Raw genomic sequence first — 18,310 nt, 5'->3', positions numbered from 1 at the left:
AAGTAGTTTCATGAAAATAAAATCTTATGCAAGTAGAATTAAAAAAGAAATCCTATAAAAAACAAACTTTTGTTTCTTTTATGGTCATCCGTCGACAAGCAGGTGTGCGTACACGGGGTATTCTTTGTGCTGGTCAGCATCGTTTTTTTTGCGCTTTAGGGCGAGGCGGTATTTCCCCTTATAAGCGCGAAGGTGATGGTGCTACACCTTTGGCAAATATGCGTTGTTTGGGAGGATTTCGCGATAATTTTTATCGTCCTTTTGTGCGTTCAGTTTTGCCTTTTCATCATATTCGTGCACAAGATGGCTGGTGTGATGCTAGTGGTGATGCCAATTATAATCGTTTGGTACGCCTTCCTTATCCTAAAAGTGCTGAAAAAATGCACCGTGAAGATGGTCTTTACGCGATTGGCCTTATTCTAGATTGGAATAGCACACAGCGCAAAATAGAAAGAGGAAGCGCTATTTTTATGCATTTAGCACGGGACAATTATGCTCCAACAGAAGGATGTATCGCACTTTCCCGTCGTGATATGGAGCGTCTTTTATCCTATATTAATTGGCGGACAAGAATTGTTGTTTTAGGTTAAAAGCATTTCTGGTTTAAGCCCACCCATAGAGCAAACTTCTTTCCATTCATCTTCTGTGACAGGTTGTACTGATAAGCGTATGGTTTTAACCAGTGCCATGTTTTTCAATTTTGGATTAGCTTTGATTTGTTTTAATGAAACAGGAGTTGGCATGTCACAAAGGGCACGAATATCTACACATTCCCAGCGTGGATCAGAAGTTGTTGAATCAGGATGCGCTTGTGCACATACTTCTACAATGCCTACTATTTCTAAGTCTTTGTTGGAATGATAGAAGAATCCTTTATCACCATATTTCATGGCACGCATATTATTACGTGCTTGATAGTTGCGTACACCATCCCATTGTTCGCCATGTGCGCCTTTTTGCTTTTGCATAGCCCACGACCATTTTTGAGGTTCAGATTTAAAAAGCCAATAAGCCATTTAGTCTCCTTTATATGCACTATGTTTGGTTTTTGCGTTTAATTTTATAGAAAATAAATGTTGAAAGGATTTTAGCCATAGGATTTTATGTCCTCATACTTTTGCTCCTCGCCGTCCTGTACCGATTAAGGGGGGTGCTTTTTCATCCAACGGCCAGCGTGAGCGAGGAGCAATATCAAGAGAGCTTGTTTGCCCTTGTTCTATACGCTTTGCGCCGGCAAAAGCAATCATTGCGGCATTGTCTGTGCACAAAGAAGGAGGGGGAGCAATAAATTCAAAACCATGTTGGCAAGCCAGCTCTTGCAAACTTAAACGAATGGCTTGATTGGCTGATACTCCGCCTGCAACAACCAAGGCAGGGGGGCGACATTTTTTCTGATGAGAAAGGGGGTAGTGGTGGGTAAAATATTGCAAAGCTAAACTAATACGGTCTTGCAATGTATCAATAACTGCTGCTTGAAAACTTGCGGCGATATCAGCAATATCACGCTGTGTTAAAGGAGCCATTGTTGTTGCAGCTTTACGAACAGCAGTTTTTAGGCCGGAAAAGGAAAAATCCAACCGTTTTTCACCCTTTAAAGGTCGTGGGAGAGAGATACGATTTTTATCTCCTAATAAAGCGGCTTTTTCAAGAGCTGGACCACCAGGGTAAGGAAGACCTAAAAGAGTTGCAGTTTTATCAAAGGCTTCTCCCAAGGCATCATCAATGGTTGTGCCTAAGCGTTGATAATTTCCTATCCCGTGAACAAGAATGATTTGTGTATGACCGCCTGAGACTAGAAGCAATAAGTAGGGAAAATTTATATCATGAGTTATGAAAGCTGTTAAAGCATGCCCTTCTAAATGATTGACAGCAATAAAAGGTTTTCCGGTAGCAAGAGCTAACGCTTTTGCACTCATAAGTCCTACCAAAAGCCCTCCAATCAGGCCAGGGCCGCTGGTGGCTGCAATAGCATCAATATCTTTCAACTTTATATCAGCTTGTGTGAGTGCTTTAAGAATCAAGCTATCGAGAATTTCGACATGAGCACGTGCAGCAATTTCAGGGACAACGCCACCATAAGGTGCGTGATCTTCAATTTGGCTCCAAACGATATTGGAAAGAATACGACTTTTTCCATTACTGTTATACTCAATAATAGCAGCAGCAGTTTCATCACAACTTGTTTCTATGCCCAACAGACGCATTGCAGGATAACCTTATGTTGAAGATTTTTCGCATGTAGTGGGTATCACGGATCAAGAGGGATGCAAAGAGTTCTCTTAAAATAAAGGTATATAAGAGATAAGAGGTAGTGCATCTAGATGTGGTCTTATGAGGTGTGTAGTCAGGGGTGGATTATTGCTCTATTTAAAAATTCAGCGAAGAAAGGCAAAATGTTTAGCATAGGATGCATTTTAGGTGTGTTAAATTATGTTTGGTGATTGGTTGTTGGAAATTTTTGTAATCAAGCAATATAATATGCAACTGTAAGAAGTTAGCAGCGTTTAAACCTAGAAAGTTTTTTGGGTACAATTAGATTTTTAGTTCACTTGATGTATTTCCAAGGCTTTTTCTCTAAAATATCTAAGTGCGCTTAAGGAAGATAAGCTATTAAAATGTCTGGTTTAATTGAGATATCTGGCTTGTGAGTTAAGAGGAATTGAGTAAAAATACTTAAAAAGCGAGATATTTAATCAATACTTAGCTTTTTTTAAAGTTTCTTTCATTTTGTTATTTTATAATAAAATGAGCGGGAGAAAAGAGACATTTATGGCAAAATTTTCAAAACCCAAAGCAAAACCACATTATACTGGTATTAACCGTAAAACACCTGTAATTGAGTGTGATGTAATAGACTGTGATTTAGAGAAAGAAACACAAAACTCAGCAGAATCAATGACAAAAGAAACACAAAGCAAACAAAAAGCAAAAAGGAAAGAGGTGTCTGGTATTGCTTGGTTTCATTCGTTGATTTTAGTAATTGTTGGCAGTTTTATCACCTTAAGTTTTTGGATAGGAATACAATGGGCGGGTTTTCTTTTTCCTTTTTTAGAAAACGAGCTTATTAAAGAAGATCAAGCTTTACAAATTGCTGAAATTGCAAAAAGCCAAGCTGAAGAAACAACGAAACAATTGCATCATATTATCCAAGAACTTAATGCATTAAAGACGGCTTTTTCTACTTTTTCATCACAAGGTGATAACTCTTTTCAAAGGGATGAGGCATCACAAGAAAAAAGTAGGGAAATTTTTGCGGCTTTAGAGAAAAAGGTCAATACTCTTGAAGAGAGTATACAAAATTTAGTTGCAATTTCTCAAGGTATTCACGAAGTTTTATCGGCTGGGCAAGGCAATACAAATGATTTTGCTGCGTTAAAACAACAGATAGACACTCTACGGGAAGAAATTGCTGCTAGAAGTGATGTGAAAGAAGGGATAGATCCTGCATTTCTAATGGCGGTTAATGCTTTAAAAAATGCTATTGATCGGGGTAAACCTTATGCCAATGAGTTGGAAATAATACAGCGTTTTTCACCTTCAGTTTCTGGGCTTGATCTTTTGCAAGAAACAGCAAATACAGGTCTTCCAAGTCCTGCTAAGCTTGCAGCTAATTTTTCTAGTATTGCAGATATAATTGTTGCGCAACAAAATGTTGTTACATCAGATGCTGGTTTTTTTGCACGGATTTGGGCCTGGGTAAAAAGTGTATTTGTTTTACGACCAGTTGGAAATGTGGAAGGTGTGACAGTAGGTGCGATTGTAGCGCGGATGGAAATAGCCATTCAAGTTGGAGATTACGAAAAAGCTTTAGCAGAGTGGCAAACATTACCCCAAAGTGCTCAGGATATTTCAGTAGATTTTATGCAGCAGTTAAAACGGCATTTGGCTGTTCAACGTGTTTTTCAGCAATTACTGATTTTTGTGCAACAAGGATCTTCTAAGGCTATAAAAATGTAAATGGAGCCAAGAATGATACGTGTTTTTATTTATATTTTTGTTGTTTGTGTTCTTGGTGCAGCTTTTGGATGGGTTTCTAGTCATAATAGTGTTGTGACCATAACATTTATGCACACGCGATTATCTATTTCATTGTTAGCTTTTTTAAGTACATTTATTGTATTTTTGGGGATTTTATGGGGACTTTTGTATGTTGTTTGTTTTGCACCTGGGGCTTTCTACAATTATTTCTATGCACGCCGTCAAAAACGCGGTCGTGAAGCCCTTTCACAGGGCCTTCTTGCAGCCTTTATTGGTGATCATCTAACAGCACAAAAAATGGAGACACAGGCGTTAAAATATCTTGAAGAAAATTGTGAGCCGTTGATAAAACTTTTACAAGCTCAAACTCTGGTTTTGCAAAAAGATTCTATTCGCGCCATTCACCTCTATGAGGAGATGAGACAAAAAAAATCAACAAAACTTGCTGGGCTTTATGGTTTGTTTCGTGAGGCTATGAATACAAAAACTTATGAAGCAGCACAACACTATGCACAAGAGGCGTTTACTTTATCACCATCACTTGTGTGGGCTCATCAGGCTGTGCTTGATCGATTGAGTGCTGAGGGGCAATGGGATGAAGCACTGGATGTTTTTGAACAAGTGCAAAAAGCTTTACCACGCTCTGCTCGTTTGACTGCAGAGCGCAATCATACACATGCTCTGTTATTGAGTGGAAAGGCGCTTCATGTCTTTAAAATCCATCCTGTAAAAGCACGTACCGCCATTTTAAAAGCACATAAGTTGGTACCTGATTTTGGACCGATAACGGTTATAACGGCTGGTATTCTTTATAAATTAAATGAAACCCGCAAGGCTGATAAAATAATCATTGAAGCTTGGAAAAAAGATCCTCATCCTGATTTTGGAGCACTTTATCTTGGGAGAGAAGAGAGGGCTATTGGACGTTTGAAAAAAGCTAAAAAACTGGCTTCTTATAATAAAAACACTTTTGAATCAGCTTTTCTTATTGCGAAAGCTGCTTTAGATGCAGGTGAGTTGACATTAGCAAGAGAACAAGCACAAAAAGCACTAAATTATCATCCCCGTGAAAGTGTGTATTTATTACTAGCAGATATTGAAGAGGTGCAAGGAAATGATCAGGGGTTAGTGCATAAATGGCTCTCTTTAGCACGCAATGCAGAACGTGATCCAACGTGGATTTGTGATAATACTTTTTTTTCTTCTTGGTCAGCGGTTTCTCCAATAAGTGGGCGATTGGGCTGTTTTGAATGGAAAGCACCTCCTCGTCGGTTTCCTTTAACATTAGAAGTTGACGATATTGTACTGAAAAAGGAAGACAAACAAAATGTTGCTGAAATAGCTTTTAAGGATAATCTTTTAGATGAATGTCTGTCTAAAAAAAGTGATAGCTCCTTTGAGGTTTACGCAAGCAGGCAGGACGAAGAGACACTCAATCAGATTCATTTAGATGTTGATAATTCAAACATTAAAACAACGAAAAAAAAGGTTTCTACATCAAAAAAGAAATTTCAATTATTTTAAAGAGAAAAGTTTAGAGTAAACTTTGTTGACAAAAATCATTTGTTTATGTTTTAGAAACGCGTAGTTAAACTATATTGCTACAATAATAACTGAAAAGAATTTTTTGCAAAAATGTATCTTGGTAAAAAACAGAAAAATAAAAAGCCAAGAATTGCAGTGGTTTTACATCGTCAATCTCCATCCACTGGTCGTTTGAGACAATTTCTGCAACAAAATGGTTTTGTTCTTGATACTTATTGCCCTGTTGCGGGGCAAAAGCTTCCCGATACATTGGAACATTACGCAGGTGTTGTCATTTTAGGTGGCCCGATGAGTGTTAATGACAAGCAAGCATATATTCGTGAAGAAATTAATTGGATTTCTTTGTCTATTAAAGAGAATAAACCTTTTTTGGGTATTTGTCTTGGAGCACAAATGTTAGCCCAAAATCTTGGTGGGCGTGTTTGTGCGAGAAGTGATAAAATTGTTGAAGTTGGGTGGTATCCACTAGAAGTAACACCTCAAGGTAGAGAAATTATGGATTGGCCTGAAATGGTTTATCATTTTCATGATGAAGGTATTTATGATTTGCCTAAAGAGGCAGTTCTTTTAGCGAGTGGTCAAACATACCCTGTACAAGCTTTTCGTTATGGAAATAATGCGTGGGGTTTGCAATTTCATGCTGAATTGACACAAGCTATGATGCAGCATTGGGTGGTGCGTTCAGCTACGAAATTGACTAAAAAAGGTGCTCAGCCTGCTTATGCACATGTGCAAGGTCGCTTAATGTATGACAAAGCTTTACGCCAGTGGTTTAAAAATGCATTGCAGAAAATTTTTGGTGTTCCTGCCATTTAGATAATAAAGATTATTTTTGAAAATGATTTTTTAAAAGGACGAATTTCATTTTGTTGGTATTCTATTATGAATATCAGAATAAGAACTTTTTGATACTACATTGGCACATTAGGCTCTGCAAACAGGCTTTCATGAGGAAGGAAAAGGGAGAGAGGCTTATCAGTTGAAGGGCTTGGAAAATTGCTACCGTTTCATTGTTTTTAAGAATCAGAGATTTAAGGAAATATCTGTGCGCAAGACAGCAGGGGAAATTTTGAAATTTAGATACTTTTTTAGGTGATGCTGATAACAAGATTTTGCATCTATTGGGTCCCAAAAGTATAATAATAGTATTTTAAATTAAGCCTGAGGATAATAATTTATTAGAGTATGTTACTTGTGGTTTTTCTATTGTTACAATGTCTTATTTTGTTAATCTGCTCAAAGTTGATAGGACTTTATGAGTGAAGTTTTAATGATATGCTTCATTTCTTGGAAGCAGATGCGATAGTAGATGATAGAATTGATTGGAAACGGTATTTGGTAGAGAAGAAATGTTTTTTAAGTACAGCCAATTGATTTTCATGCAGATGGAGTATCTGGTGTAAATGGCTTTATTTAAATTTCTGTTTCTTTGTATGTAAAAAATCCTTCTTCACTGTGCAGTATTTGTTTTCTTGTACACGGCCTGTTTTTTAACTTTATTTTTTAATTGATAGCTCGAAGAGTGTAAGCAGCCAGCTTATTGTCATTGTTATAGATCACGTAAGAGTGAGTAAAACTGTGTTTTCAGCTTGGCTGCTTTTGCATACCGCTTTAAGCTTGGAAAGCAGTGTTTTTGAGTTGTGTAATCATGTTGGCTGCAAAGATAAAGCGAGAAATATTGAGATCACTTTCAATGAGAGCACCAATTCGGTTTGTTACATTGCAAATTTGATCTTCTTCTGTTTTGACCCATGCTGCAAGTGGATCATTTTTATCACCATAGTTTTTTAAGATTTTTATAACAATTTGCCGAACGTTTTCAGCAATATTTTCTTTAGCTTGGCTTAAGACCATACCATCATAATAATCAAGAACAGGAATTGCTCGACTCGCGTCATTAATGCGGTTTATGCGAATAATCTGAGTCAATGAAAAATAGATTTTTGCAGTTTTAGTAAGGTCACTTTGGCTTTGTTTTGCGATTAAAGAAATATCACAAATCATTGGGGCAGCCTCAAGGAGAGCTAACTGTTTTGCTAAAGTGTTTGGTATTCCTTCTTCGCTATATAATGCTACTTTTTCTGCAATTTTTTCATGTATATCTTCATTGTTGGAGTGCATAAGCTGTTTTTCAATGATTTTACGTGCTTGTTGAATTGTTATTACAAGTTCTTCTAATGGTATGGATAAATCGATATTGAGCAATCCCCAATTGGTTGTTTCAAAGAGCACTGTAGTGATTGCTGCATAAAATTTATTTTGAACAAGACCGGGTATTTTATTATCAAGATTATCAATTTGGTCAGAAAGCTGAGGAATTTCAAATCCATCACGAATAGCAATGAAAACACGAATAATATTTTCAACATTTTGTCCTGTTTTATCTTGCAGGCGACTAACAAAAGTAGGCCCTCCACGATTAACAATATCATTGGCAATGAGCGTGGCAATAATATCACGACGCAATTGGTGGTTAATAATTTCGTTCTTAAAGCTTTTTTGGAGTTGAGTTGGAAAATAGTTTAACAAGGTTGTATCGAAATAATGATTATCAACAATGGAATTGTTAATGATCTCTTCTTGCAATGTTAATTTAGCATAAGCTAAAATAACAGCCAATTCTGGGCGTGTAAGGCTTTGACCTTGAGCCATTCTTTGGCGTAAAGTTTGATCATCAGGCAGAATTTCAACTCTGCGATCAAGCAGCTTTTTCTGTTCTAAATCATGTATAAAGCGGGCTTGGTAAGGCAGATCAATAATGCCACGACTTTCAGCCAAAGAAAGGGCAAGAGTTTGCAGATAATTGTTGCGTAAAACTAATTGCTCAATTTGTGGTGTCATTTGTTTTAAAAGCGTATCGCGTGCTTTACGCGTAAGCATTTGAGCACGCATTGCTAATGCAAGAACAATTTTGATATTCACTTCAAGATCGGAACAATTGACCCCTGCGGAATTGTCAATGGCATCGGTATTACACCGCCCACCATTTAAGACATATTCAATGCGACCACGTTGGGTAAGACCAAGATTGGCTCCCTCACCAATGACTTTGGCACGTATTTGTTCGCCGGTAATGCGAAGTGCGTCATTAGCACGGTCACCCACTTGAGCATCGGTTTCTGTTATTGCACGTATATAGGTACCAATGCCACCAAACCATAAAAGATCAACAGGAGCTTTTAAAATAGCTGTAATAATTTCAAAAGGTGTTCCTGTTTGTTTTTCAAAACCAATGGCTTGTGCAGCTTCAGGAGAAAGAGTAATGGTTTTGGCTGCTCGTGAAAAGATTCCACCATCTTTTGACAATTTCGCTTTGTCATAATCTTGCCAACTTGAGCGGGGGAGTTGAAACAGACGCATACGCTCTGCATAACTTTCAGCTATATTGGGTTGTGGATCAATGAAAATATCGCGGTGATCGAAGGCAGCGATAAGCTTTGTTTGTTTGGATAGTAACATTCCATTACCAAAGACATCTCCCGACATATCGCCAACGCCGACACAACTAAAAGGGGTTGTTTGAATGTCATGATCAAATAATTCCCGAAAATGTCTTTTAACAGCTTCCCACGCACCTTTAGCCGTAATTCCAATGGCTTTGTGGTCATAACCTGCTGATCCTCCCGAAGCAAAGGCATCATCAAGCCAAAAGTTATCTGCTTGGCTGATTGCGTTTGCAGTATCAGAAAAAGTTGCTGTGCCTTTGTCTGCAGCAACAACAAAATAAGGATCATCACCATCATGGCGAATCACATTTTTGGGGGCACTTATTTTGCCATTGACGAGGTTATCAGTAATGGAAAGCAAAGCTGTGATATAGTCAATATAAGCTTGTCTGGCTGCTTCTGCTACCACGGCGCGGTCGTTGGTTTGGGGAAGGTGGTGGGGATAGAAGCCACCTTTTGCACCCACAGGGACAATAACTGCATTTTTAACCTGTTGGGCTTTGACTAAATCTAACACTTCAGTGCGGTAATCTAATGCGCGGTCTGACCAACGAATGCCACCACGAGCAATAGCACCAAAGCGCAAATGGACCCCTTCCACTTCTGGTCCGTAAACAAAAATTTCTCGATAAGGGCGTGGGTCAGGTAAACCTTCAATTTGACGTGGGTTTAGCTTGGTTGCCAAGATACGCCGTGGGTTACCGTTTGGAAGAGGAACAAAAGCATTGGTCCGTAAGCTTGCGGCGATGAGATTGCGATAGCGGCGTAAAATGAGGTCATCATCCAAATTGGGGACCATCTGCAATTTTTCTTCGATATGCTGTTGAATGATTTGTTCGTTGTTTTGGCGTTCTTTTTCTTTGTGGCTTGGATGAAACTTTAAATGAAACAAAGCGTAAAGATCTTTGGTAATATTGGGATAAGCATTTAAAGTTTGAGCGACACGTTTTTGTGAATAGGGAATTCCAGCTTGTTGGAGATAGCGTCCGTAATGGCGCAAAATAACGATTTCACGCCAATCAAGTTGGGCAGTTTGTGTTAAGGCATTAAAGGCATCATCATCAGCATTTTTAGCCCAAATGGCTTCAAAGGTTTCAGCGTGTTTTTGACCATTTTCATTAAGATCAATACAGGTTTGGAAAGCACTTTCTAGTTGCATATCATGAAGATACACATATTTCCCATGCCCATCTGGTAATTCAAGTGTTTGTTCAGCGATGACACGAAAACCCATATTTTCAAGAAGTGGGACACGTATAGAAAGGGCAAGTGCTTCGTGGCGGTGAAAAAGTCTAAGAGAAATATTGTGTTTTTCTTTATGATGGGTGTGATAAAAAGTGACAAAAAGAGGCTTTTCATCATTAAGGCTTAAAATATGATCTGCATCTGCAATGGCATCTTCAGCTGAAAATAAGTCACGATAGCTGTTTGGGAATTGGCTTGCTAGAAGTGTCTGTTGTTCTGTTGCTTTGTGGGCAAGAGCCACAGCTTGGACATTATCTTCCCAGTTTCTTGTTATCGAGCGAACATGTTGTTCAAGTGTGGTGCGTTCAATAACGGGAGCACTATGGTTTCCTTTACGGTGAATAATATAATGAATGCGAATGAGTGTGCTTTCTAGGAAGAGCGGGTAAGATTCAAAAAAATCACCTTCATAAGTGTCAACAAAATATGCGCCAATTTTTTCAGGAATATTACTGCTGTATTGATCACGCGGGACGTAAACAAGTATGGAAACAAAGCGCCCAAAAGAATCAGTATGCGCAAGCACGCGCAAACGTGGACGTTCGTCTAACTGCAAAATAAGTTGAGCATTTTCTGTTAGTGTATCAACGTCAGAGCGAAACATTTCATCTCTTGGATAGGTTTCTAAAACATTGATGAGTGCTTTTCCAGAATAGTCAGCTTGATTATATCCAAGGCGTTGAATAATGGTTTGTGCTTTTTCTTTTAAGAAAGGAATTTGCAAAACAGAATGGGTATAAGCAGAGGATGTAAACAGCCCTACAATGCGTAATTCTCCACATACACACCCTTCTTTATCAAAAATTTTAATTCCAATATAATCTAACCAAATAGGACGGTGGATTTTTAAGCGGCTATTGGCTTTTGTCACAATAAGAAGATTATTGCTTTCCATAAAGGATAAGACTTCTTTGGGGCGTTCTTCTACATGTGTATTGCCAATAATGCGAATAGAAGCATCTGTGAGAATACCCAATTCAATATTACCAGCTTTCAAACTGTTTTGGGGTTCTTTGTTTTTAATGAAGTCATAAGTGCGCATTCCAAGGAAGATAAAATTATTATCTATAAGCCAGTTGAGAAATTCAATGGTTTTTTCACCTTCTTTTTGGTAATTTTGCGGGAGGTTTGTTTGATAGGCGTGGATATGCTTTTTAAGTTCTTCCAGCATGGGTTTCCAGTCTTGCACGGCGGCATTGACTTGTTGAAGAACTAAGGTAAGCTCATCTTTGAGTGTTTTGGTCTTTTGTTCACTTAATGCTTCAATATGAATTTGTATAAGACTAATGCGTTGTCCAGAAGGGCAATCAAGAACAGGATGTGCAATTAAATAAATGTGGTTTGCGTGCTGATTAAAGACGTTTAAAATAGAATCAAGTAGGAAAGGTTTGTTATCATTGACAAGTGTGATAGCAGTTATAGGTTTACTACTACGTGTCAATTCTTTTTGTTCAAAGCAAATGGTACTTTTTCCTGTTTGATGTAAGCTAAGCGCTTCAGCAGCAATAGCAGCAGCTTTTTCGAGTTCATCTTTTTTATAACAAGCAATATCTTCTTTATCGGTATGGGCGAAAAGGATTTGTGCTAATTGTTCTTGATTATTTTTGATATCTAATGCTTTTTGTTGTGACATACTTATACTCCCCTTTTTGCTCTTGGTGACCTTTTCTCCTCACAAGAGCAGGTCGTTTATGTCATCTTTATACTGTATCATTTTATTTTTGAATGAATAGTTATTTATTCAAATAATTGTAAAATTTTTCTGCAGTTTAGAGTAATGTTGTAAATTTTGAATAAACAATTGGCATAAGTAATAAGTAAAAGGATATTTTTATTGATATTTTTTCTATGAAAAAGTAGCATATCTCAAAAATATACACTAATAATAAATATAAAGATGACAGATCTTCCAGAAAGACTTTTAAATGGTTATAGGTCTTTTATGACCAATCATTTTTCGCAGCAAGCGGCGCGTTATCGGCAATTGGCAGAAGAAGGGCAAAGGCCTGAGATTTTGATGATTGCGTGTTGTGATTCGCGTGCGGCGCCAGAAACAATTTTTGATGCCAGCCCTGGTGAAATTTTTGTTGTGCGCAATGTGGCAAATTTTGTTCCACCTTTTTCTCCTGGTGATCAATATGATGCAACAGCAGCAGCAATTGAGTTTGCGGTGCAGTCGCTAAAAGTTAAGCATGTTGTTATTTTAGGTCATGGGCGTTGTGGGGGAATTAATATTGTGCTTGGTGAGGTGTATAAGCCCTTGTCATCGAACAACTGTATGGGGTTGTGGATGGATCTTTTAGTCTCGGTGGGAAAAGGAGCTTGCTGTCGTGAGTCAATGACTGAAACAGAGCGACAAGCTGCATTGGAGCATTTTTCTATTCGTTATTCGTTGAAGAATTTAGAGACATTTCCGTGGTTGAAAAAACGTAAAGATCAAGGGCTTTTGACAATTCATGGCGCTTGGTTTGATATTTCAAACGGTGAATTGTGGAGTTTAGAACAAGAAACGGGGCGTTTTGTACGCGTTGAAGAAAAATTGCTCACCCGGTCATAAATATTTTTGATATCTTTTAGTCTTACGTAACCTTTGCGTGCAAAGGTGGTGTATGATCAATCTTGACAAAGAGTAGTTTTTGTTGTTTGAAGAAACAAGCATTCAGTGACAAGAATTAACTTGGAGCCACCGACTGGGACCCCACTGATTTAAGGGTATAAAAAGATCCCAGAGGTCAACATTCGATAACGCGTTGCGTCCTCGGATGCCATTTTGATTTGTTTGTTATATGGTCAATGAGGTAGATGATGTTTGAATCCTTGCAGGAACGTCTTGGTTCCATTCTGTCCAATTTGACAGGGCGTGGTGCTTTGTCGGATCAGGATGTTGCAACAGCGCTGCGTGAGATTCGTCGTGCTTTGTTGGAAGCTGACGTTGCACTGGATGTGGTGCGTTCTTTCACCGATAGAGTTCATGAAAAAGCTGTTGGCTCTGCTATTGTTAAATCTATTAAGCCTGGCCAAATGGTTGTTAAGATTGTTCACGATGAACTTGTGAGCATGCTGGGGGATGAGGCTGTTCTTAGTGATCTAAATGCACCAGCACCGGTTGTTATTATGCTGATTGGTTTGCAAGGTTCAGGAAAAACAACCACGACAGCAAAACTTGCAAAGCGTTTAACTGACAAACACAATAAAAAAGTTTTGATGGCATCACTGGATACGCGCCGCCCCGCAGCGCAAGAACAGCTTCGTCAATTAGGAGAGCAGGCACAGCTTGCAAGTTTACCCATTGTTTCTGGTCAATCTGCTGTCGATATTACTGCACGGGCAGTGCAGGCAGCAAAATTGGGGGCTTATGATGTTTTGCTTCTTGATACGGCAGGGCGCAATCATCTTGATGATGCTTTGATGATTGAATTGGCTGAGATCAAAGCATTGTCACTTCCTCATGAAATTATGTTGGTTGCTGATAGTCTTACCGGTCAAGATGCTGTTCACCTTGCACGTTCTTTTGATGAACGTGTAGGCCTTACAGGGATTATCTTAACACGAATGGATAGTGATGGCCGCGGTGGTGCAGCCCTTTCAATGCGTGCTGTTACAGGAAAGCCGATCAAAGCGATTGGGGTTGGTGAAAAAATAGATGCTTTGGAAGAATTTCACCCTCATCGTATTGCAGATCGTATTCTTGGCATGGGGGATATTGTTTCTTTAGTTGAAAAGACTGCTGAAGCGATTGATCATGAAAAGGCGATGAATTTTGCAAAAAAGATGCAGGCTGGAAAATTCGACCTTAATGATCTTGCAGAGCAGCTGCAGAAAATGAAAAAACTTGGGGGTATGGGCAGCATTATGGGAATGATGCCAGGTTTGGGAAAGATGAAAGAGCAAATAGCAGCTGCAGGTCTTAATGATCATCTTTTGAACCGCCAATTGGCTATTATTTCATCAATGACATTTGCAGAGCGTGCTAATCCTGAGATTTTGAAACATAGTCGTAAACAAAGAATTGCTAAAGGATCTGGTACAAATGCGGCTGATATTAATAAGCTTTTGAAAATGCACCGTCAAATGGCTGATATGATGAAAGCTATGGGAGGAAAGGGTAAAGGCGGTTTGATGGGAAAAATGTTAGGAGGGCTTGGTTCCAAACTAGGACTTGGGGCTGGGGGTGTTCCTGGTAATATACCTAATTTATCGGGAATTGATCCGGCCCAATTATCGGCGTTACAAAAGCAGATTAAAAATGGTAATTTAGGAGAGAAATTACCTGGTCTTCCTCAGAGTGGATTGCCATTTCCTGGTTTTTCCAGTGGTCTTTCTGGGAATGGGGGAAAATTGCCTCCGCTTCCTAAGAAGAAATCGTAAAGCAAAGAAAAAAGGAAGCGTGATGCAGAAGAAAATACCAGATGGTTTGGCGCGTTTACGAACATCTGTTGGTGATTTTAGTGTGGTGCTGGTTCGTATTTTGGCAAAATGCTTTTGCTACATGCAAGCGATTGGGGAGTTAAAAACTCGTTATGATTTACCTACAGTTTATGTGACGGGTGAGCAGAATCAGGTTGCAGGTTTGCGACAATTGGTTATGGATAATTGTCTTAACCCCGATTTTGCTGAAAATTTTTTAAATTTCACCATTAGAAGTGATTCACCATAATCATTGTTGCTAAAAGGCAGGGAAACAAAGCAAATTAGTTTAGATAAAAGTTAAAGTTGATCGGAGAAAAAGATGGCATTAAAAATTCGTTTGTCTCGTGGAGGCTCAAAAAAGCGTCCTTATTACCATGTTGTTGTTGCGGATGTGCGTAGTCCGCGCGATGGGCGCTTTCTTGAGCGTGTTGGTGCGTGGAACCCCATGTTGCCTAAAGATCAACAGCGCGTAAAACTAAACGAAGAACGTATTCAATATTGGCTTGGTCAAGGTGCTCAGCCGACAGATCGTGTTTTGCGGTTTTTAGATGCTGCTGGTTTGAAAAAACGCCCAGCACGTAACAACCCACACAAAGGTGAGCCTGGTAAAAAGGCACAAGAACGTGCTGCTGCAGCAAAGCAAGCCGCTGAAGAAGCATCAGCTTCAACTGCAGAAGTAGCTGTATCAGAAGAAGTGGCTGTATCGGAAGAGGCGGCTGTATCAGAGCAAGCATAAGTGCTTTAAATCTCTTATCAAGAGAAGTATTGTAAGAGCTTGTGTTTTAAGCAGGCAATCATTGCTTGTTTTTATCTGAAAGATATTTGCCCTACCTTTAAAGGTGGTTTGGTTTTTTAAGCCATCAATTTGAGCCTTTTAAAAGTCAATAGCGCGGCCTTTAATTTCCCAGTCTCCATAGCGTGCTGGGTCTTTTCCGCCGCGCCCACCATTTTCCAACGGCATATTTTCATGGAGTGCTTGTTTACGTCTTTGTGCAGCCTCTTTGAGGGCACGTTGTGCTTCTGGGGGAAGGGGGCGCTGCTTAAGGGAAGCTGGATTTTGTTTTGTTGCATCTTGTTTTATCGTCTTGTCTTTTTGGTCCATTTTATGCCTTTCTTCCATTGAAGAATCAAAAAATCCTTATCATATAGATATTATTACGCATTATCATGGAGTTTTAAAGCAATGAATATCCTGCGCACAACAATGCTTGTGGCTTTTATGACTGCACTTTTTATGGGGGTTGGTTATCTCATTGCAGGAAGCAATGGTATGGTTATTGCGCTTTTGATGGCGGGGGGCTTAAACTTTTTTTCTTATTGGAATTCGGATAAAGTTGTTTTGCGTATGTATGGTGCGCGTGAAGTAGACCAGCATTCGGCACCCGTTTATTATAAGATTGTGCGTGAATTGACGCAAAAAGCTTCTCTTCCTCAGCCGAAGGTCTATATCATGGACAGTGGGCAACCCAATGCTTTTGCTACAGGGCGCAATCCGCACAATGCAGCTGTTGTTGCAAGTACAGGACTGTTAGAGCGGTTAAGCCCAGAAGAAGTTGCTGGGGTTATGGCTCATGAGTTAGCGCATATCCAGCATCGTGATACATTGATCATGACTCTTAGCGCAACGATTGCAGGGGCAATTTCTATGCTGGGTAATTTTGCTTTGTTGATGGGAGGGCAGCGCAATTCTTCAGAGCATTCGCATGGTGCTGGGGTGCTTGGTGGCCTTATTGCTCTGTTTGTGGCGCCTTTTGCAGCTATGTTGGTGCAAATGGCTATTAGCCGTACACGTGAATATGCTGCTGATCGACGTGGAGCTGAAATATGTGGCAATCCCTTATGGTTGGCTTCAGCTTTGAGTAAAATTGCAGGTGGGGGACATATGATGCATAATGAAGAGGCAGAGTATAATCCGGCAACGGCTCATATGTTTATTATTAATCCTTTAAGGGGTGAGGGAGTTGATAGCCTTTTTTCTACTCATCCAGCGACTGCAAATCGCATTGCAGTTCTTTATAAACAAGCTGAGGAAATGAATATATTCAAAGCCAAGAATATAGAAGAAGGTAAAAAGAGTATGTTTGATGAAAAAGGAAGTGGTTTAGATTTAGAGAATGAAGATTTAAATTTTAGTGCTCAAAACAATACTCTTAATCGTCAGGAAAGGGATACTTTTCGACGTACAACAAATCGTCCTTCTTGGCTTCATCACCAAAATTTTAAAAAGCCTCGGTCATAATGTTTTTAAAGGGGGAGATGTAGAGGTGTTATTGTGCAAAATAAAAAAGCGGGATGTATGTCTGAAAAGAATATTCCGGGATTAGTTGTTCGCCGAGTTTGTGCCCGTTTTTTAGGGGTGGTGCTTGATAAGCGTAAGTCTCTTTCTGGTTTGACGGATCATGAATATGGGCATCCACATTATTTAAAGCTTTCGCATCGTGATCGCCTATTATGTCGGGCTATTTTAATAGCAGCTTTGCGTCATCGAGGTCAGATTACAGCAGCTTTATCACGTTTTTTAAAACGACCTTTGCCGCTTCAAGCATTGTCACTTCAGCACCTTTTACATATCAGTGCAGCACAAATTCTTTATCTTGATATTCCTGATCATGCGGCGATTGATTTAGCAGTGCAAATAGCTAAAATTGACCCCCGTACACGCCGTTTTTCAGGGCTAGTGAACGCTATTTTACGCAATTTTGCACGTGAGGCGGTATGTTTGCGTATGCAAGAGCCAACCATTAAAGATGTTCCGACTTGGTTTGGGCAGCTTTTGGTGTCAACATATGGGGTTGACAAGACGCATCAGATTTTAGCAATGCAAAACAAAGCACCATCGCTTGATTTGACTGTAAAATCAGACAGTGTTGGTTGGGCAAAGCAGCTTGGGGGTGTTGTTTTGCCTAATGGTTCGATTCGGCTTGGCGCTTTGGATGGCCCTGTGGTTAATTTACCAGGATATGCGCAAGGGGCTTGGTGGGTTCAAGATTTTGCAGCAGCATTACCTGCTTGTTTGTTAGGAGATATTCGTGGCAAACGGGTTGTTGATTTTTGTGCAAGCCCTGGTGGAAAAACGGCTCAATTAGCTTTGCAAGGGGCAGATGTGACAGCTGTTGAGAGTTCGGCTAATCGGTTAGAGCGTTTAAAAGAAAATATGGACCGTCTTCATTTGTCAGCCCATTATTGGACTGGTGATATGAGAGATTTTTATTCTGAGCAGCTTTTTGATGCGGTTCTTCTTGATGCGCCTTGCTCTTCGACGGGGACAATACGCCGTCATCCAGATATTTTATGGACTAAATCGCCTGATGATATCACTAAATTATCGGCTTTACAGTATGATCTGCTTTTGACGGCAATTGCTTTTGTAAAGAAGGGTGGACGCATTATTTTTTCTAATTGTTCATTGGCAAGACAAGAGGGGGAAGACCTGATTAAAAAGATTTTGTCTACGCGTAATGATATTATTTTAGAACCCATTTTAGCAGAGGAGATGGGTTCTATGAAGCATTTGCTATCTGCTGATGGTACTTTGCGCACAACGCCTGCTGATTGTTGCTGTGATAGTTGTGATGTTGAAGACCCGCTGTTATTTGGAATGGATGGTTTTTTTGCAGCACGTTTACGCAAGGTGGCTTAATTAACGTTTCATTTACGTAAATCGCCGACATTCATTGTGTTTAATA

The 18,310-nt window shown here is 39.4% G+C and carries 14 protein-coding genes; 10 read left to right on the top strand and 4 right to left on the bottom strand.

Features of this window, described 5'->3' with window-relative positions; all coding sequences use genetic code 11:
* Window positions 1-26 precede the first annotated feature (26 nt).
* On the top strand, window positions 27-590 hold the full coding sequence (locus BWD121_RS06790; protein ID WP_078663889.1) for a L,D-transpeptidase family protein: 564 nt from the start codon (window positions 27-29) through the stop codon (window positions 588-590).
* On the opposite strand, the gene BWD121_RS06785 is transcribed toward BWD121_RS06790, so the two are convergent.
* Together BWD121_RS06785 and tsaD are read right to left on the bottom strand one after the other, a co-directional pair.
* On the bottom strand, window positions 582-1,016 hold the full coding sequence (locus BWD121_RS06785) for an EVE domain-containing protein (RefSeq protein WP_078663888.1): 435 nt from the start codon (window positions 1,014-1,016) through the stop codon (window positions 582-584). The two genes, BWD121_RS06790 and BWD121_RS06785, sit on opposite strands and share 9 nt — an antisense overlap.
* 93 nt (window positions 1,017-1,109) lie before the next feature.
* The gene (tsaD, locus tag BWD121_RS06780; protein ID WP_078663887.1) at window positions 1,110-2,204 is read right to left on the bottom strand and encodes a tRNA (adenosine(37)-N6)-threonylcarbamoyltransferase complex transferase subunit TsaD; all 1,095 of its coding nucleotides are present in this window, start codon (window positions 2,202-2,204) and stop codon (window positions 1,110-1,112) included.
* Window positions 2,205-2,769: 565 nt separating this feature from the next.
* On the opposite strand from tsaD, the gene BWD121_RS06775 reads away from it, so the two are divergent.
* From BWD121_RS06775 to BWD121_RS06765, 3 genes are all read left to right on the top strand, one after another.
* On the top strand, window positions 2,770-3,957 hold the full coding sequence (locus BWD121_RS06775) for a mitofilin family membrane protein (RefSeq protein WP_078663886.1): 1,188 nt from the start codon (window positions 2,770-2,772) through the stop codon (window positions 3,955-3,957).
* A 12-nt stretch (window positions 3,958-3,969) separates the two neighbouring features.
* Window positions 3,970-5,502, top strand: a complete 1,533-nt coding sequence (locus BWD121_RS06770; protein ID WP_078663885.1) for a heme biosynthesis HemY N-terminal domain-containing protein — start codon at window positions 3,970-3,972, stop codon at window positions 5,500-5,502.
* A gap of 111 nt (window positions 5,503-5,613) precedes the next feature.
* Entirely contained in the window at window positions 5,614-6,339 is a 726-nt protein-coding gene (locus BWD121_RS06765) for a glutamine amidotransferase (RefSeq protein WP_078663884.1), read from the top strand.
* A gap of 795 nt (window positions 6,340-7,134) precedes the next feature.
* Here BWD121_RS06765 and BWD121_RS06760 read toward each other — a convergent pair.
* On the bottom strand, window positions 7,135-11,847 hold the full coding sequence (locus BWD121_RS06760) for an NAD-glutamate dehydrogenase (RefSeq protein WP_078663883.1): 4,713 nt from the start codon (window positions 11,845-11,847) through the stop codon (window positions 7,135-7,137).
* A gap of 264 nt (window positions 11,848-12,111) precedes the next feature.
* Here BWD121_RS06760 and BWD121_RS06755 point away from each other — a divergent pair, with 264 nt between their 5' ends.
* The 4 genes from BWD121_RS06755 to rpsP all read left to right on the top strand — a co-directional run bounded on the left by BWD121_RS06755 (window position 12,112) and on the right by rpsP (window position 15,360).
* Window positions 12,112-12,771, top strand: a complete 660-nt coding sequence (locus BWD121_RS06755) for a carbonic anhydrase (protein WP_078663882.1) — start codon at window positions 12,112-12,114, stop codon at window positions 12,769-12,771.
* A 248-nt stretch (window positions 12,772-13,019) separates the two neighbouring features.
* On the top strand, window positions 13,020-14,582 hold the full coding sequence (gene ffh, locus BWD121_RS06750) for a signal recognition particle protein (RefSeq protein ID WP_078663881.1): 1,563 nt from the start codon (window positions 13,020-13,022) through the stop codon (window positions 14,580-14,582).
* Between the two features lie 22 nt (window positions 14,583-14,604).
* Complete coding sequence (locus BWD121_RS06745; protein WP_143245264.1) at window positions 14,605-14,871, top strand: chorismate mutase; 267 nt, start codon at window positions 14,605-14,607, stop codon at window positions 14,869-14,871.
* A gap of 72 nt (window positions 14,872-14,943) precedes the next feature.
* Window positions 14,944-15,360 (top strand): 30S ribosomal protein S16, encoded by a 417-nt coding sequence (gene rpsP / locus BWD121_RS06740; protein WP_078663880.1) that lies wholly within the window; start codon window positions 14,944-14,946, stop codon window positions 15,358-15,360.
* A gap of 138 nt (window positions 15,361-15,498) precedes the next feature.
* Here the strand turns inward: rpsP and BWD121_RS06735 are convergent, their stop codons facing one another.
* Window positions 15,499-15,726, bottom strand: a complete 228-nt coding sequence (locus tag BWD121_RS06735; protein WP_078664094.1) for a DUF1674 domain-containing protein — start codon at window positions 15,724-15,726, stop codon at window positions 15,499-15,501.
* Between the two features lie 81 nt (window positions 15,727-15,807).
* On the opposite strand from BWD121_RS06735, the gene htpX reads away from it, so the two are divergent.
* Window positions 15,808-16,863, top strand: a complete 1,056-nt coding sequence (htpX, locus tag BWD121_RS06730) for a zinc metalloprotease HtpX (protein WP_078663879.1) — start codon at window positions 15,808-15,810, stop codon at window positions 16,861-16,863.
* Between the two features lie 33 nt (window positions 16,864-16,896).
* Window positions 16,897-18,264 carry an RsmB/NOP family class I SAM-dependent RNA methyltransferase gene (locus tag BWD121_RS06725; RefSeq protein ID WP_078663878.1) on the top strand — a complete coding sequence of 456 codons (1,368 nt, stop codon included), beginning with the start codon at window positions 16,897-16,899 and terminating at the stop codon, window positions 18,262-18,264.
* Window positions 18,265-18,310: the final 46 nt, after the last annotated feature.

This window comes from Bartonella sp. WD12.1 (assembly GCF_002022415.1).
Lineage (GTDB): Bacteria > Pseudomonadota > Alphaproteobacteria > Rhizobiales > Rhizobiaceae > Bartonella.
Note: the sequence above shows the minus strand (reverse complement) of the source record. Positions and strands in the feature narration are given on the sequence as shown.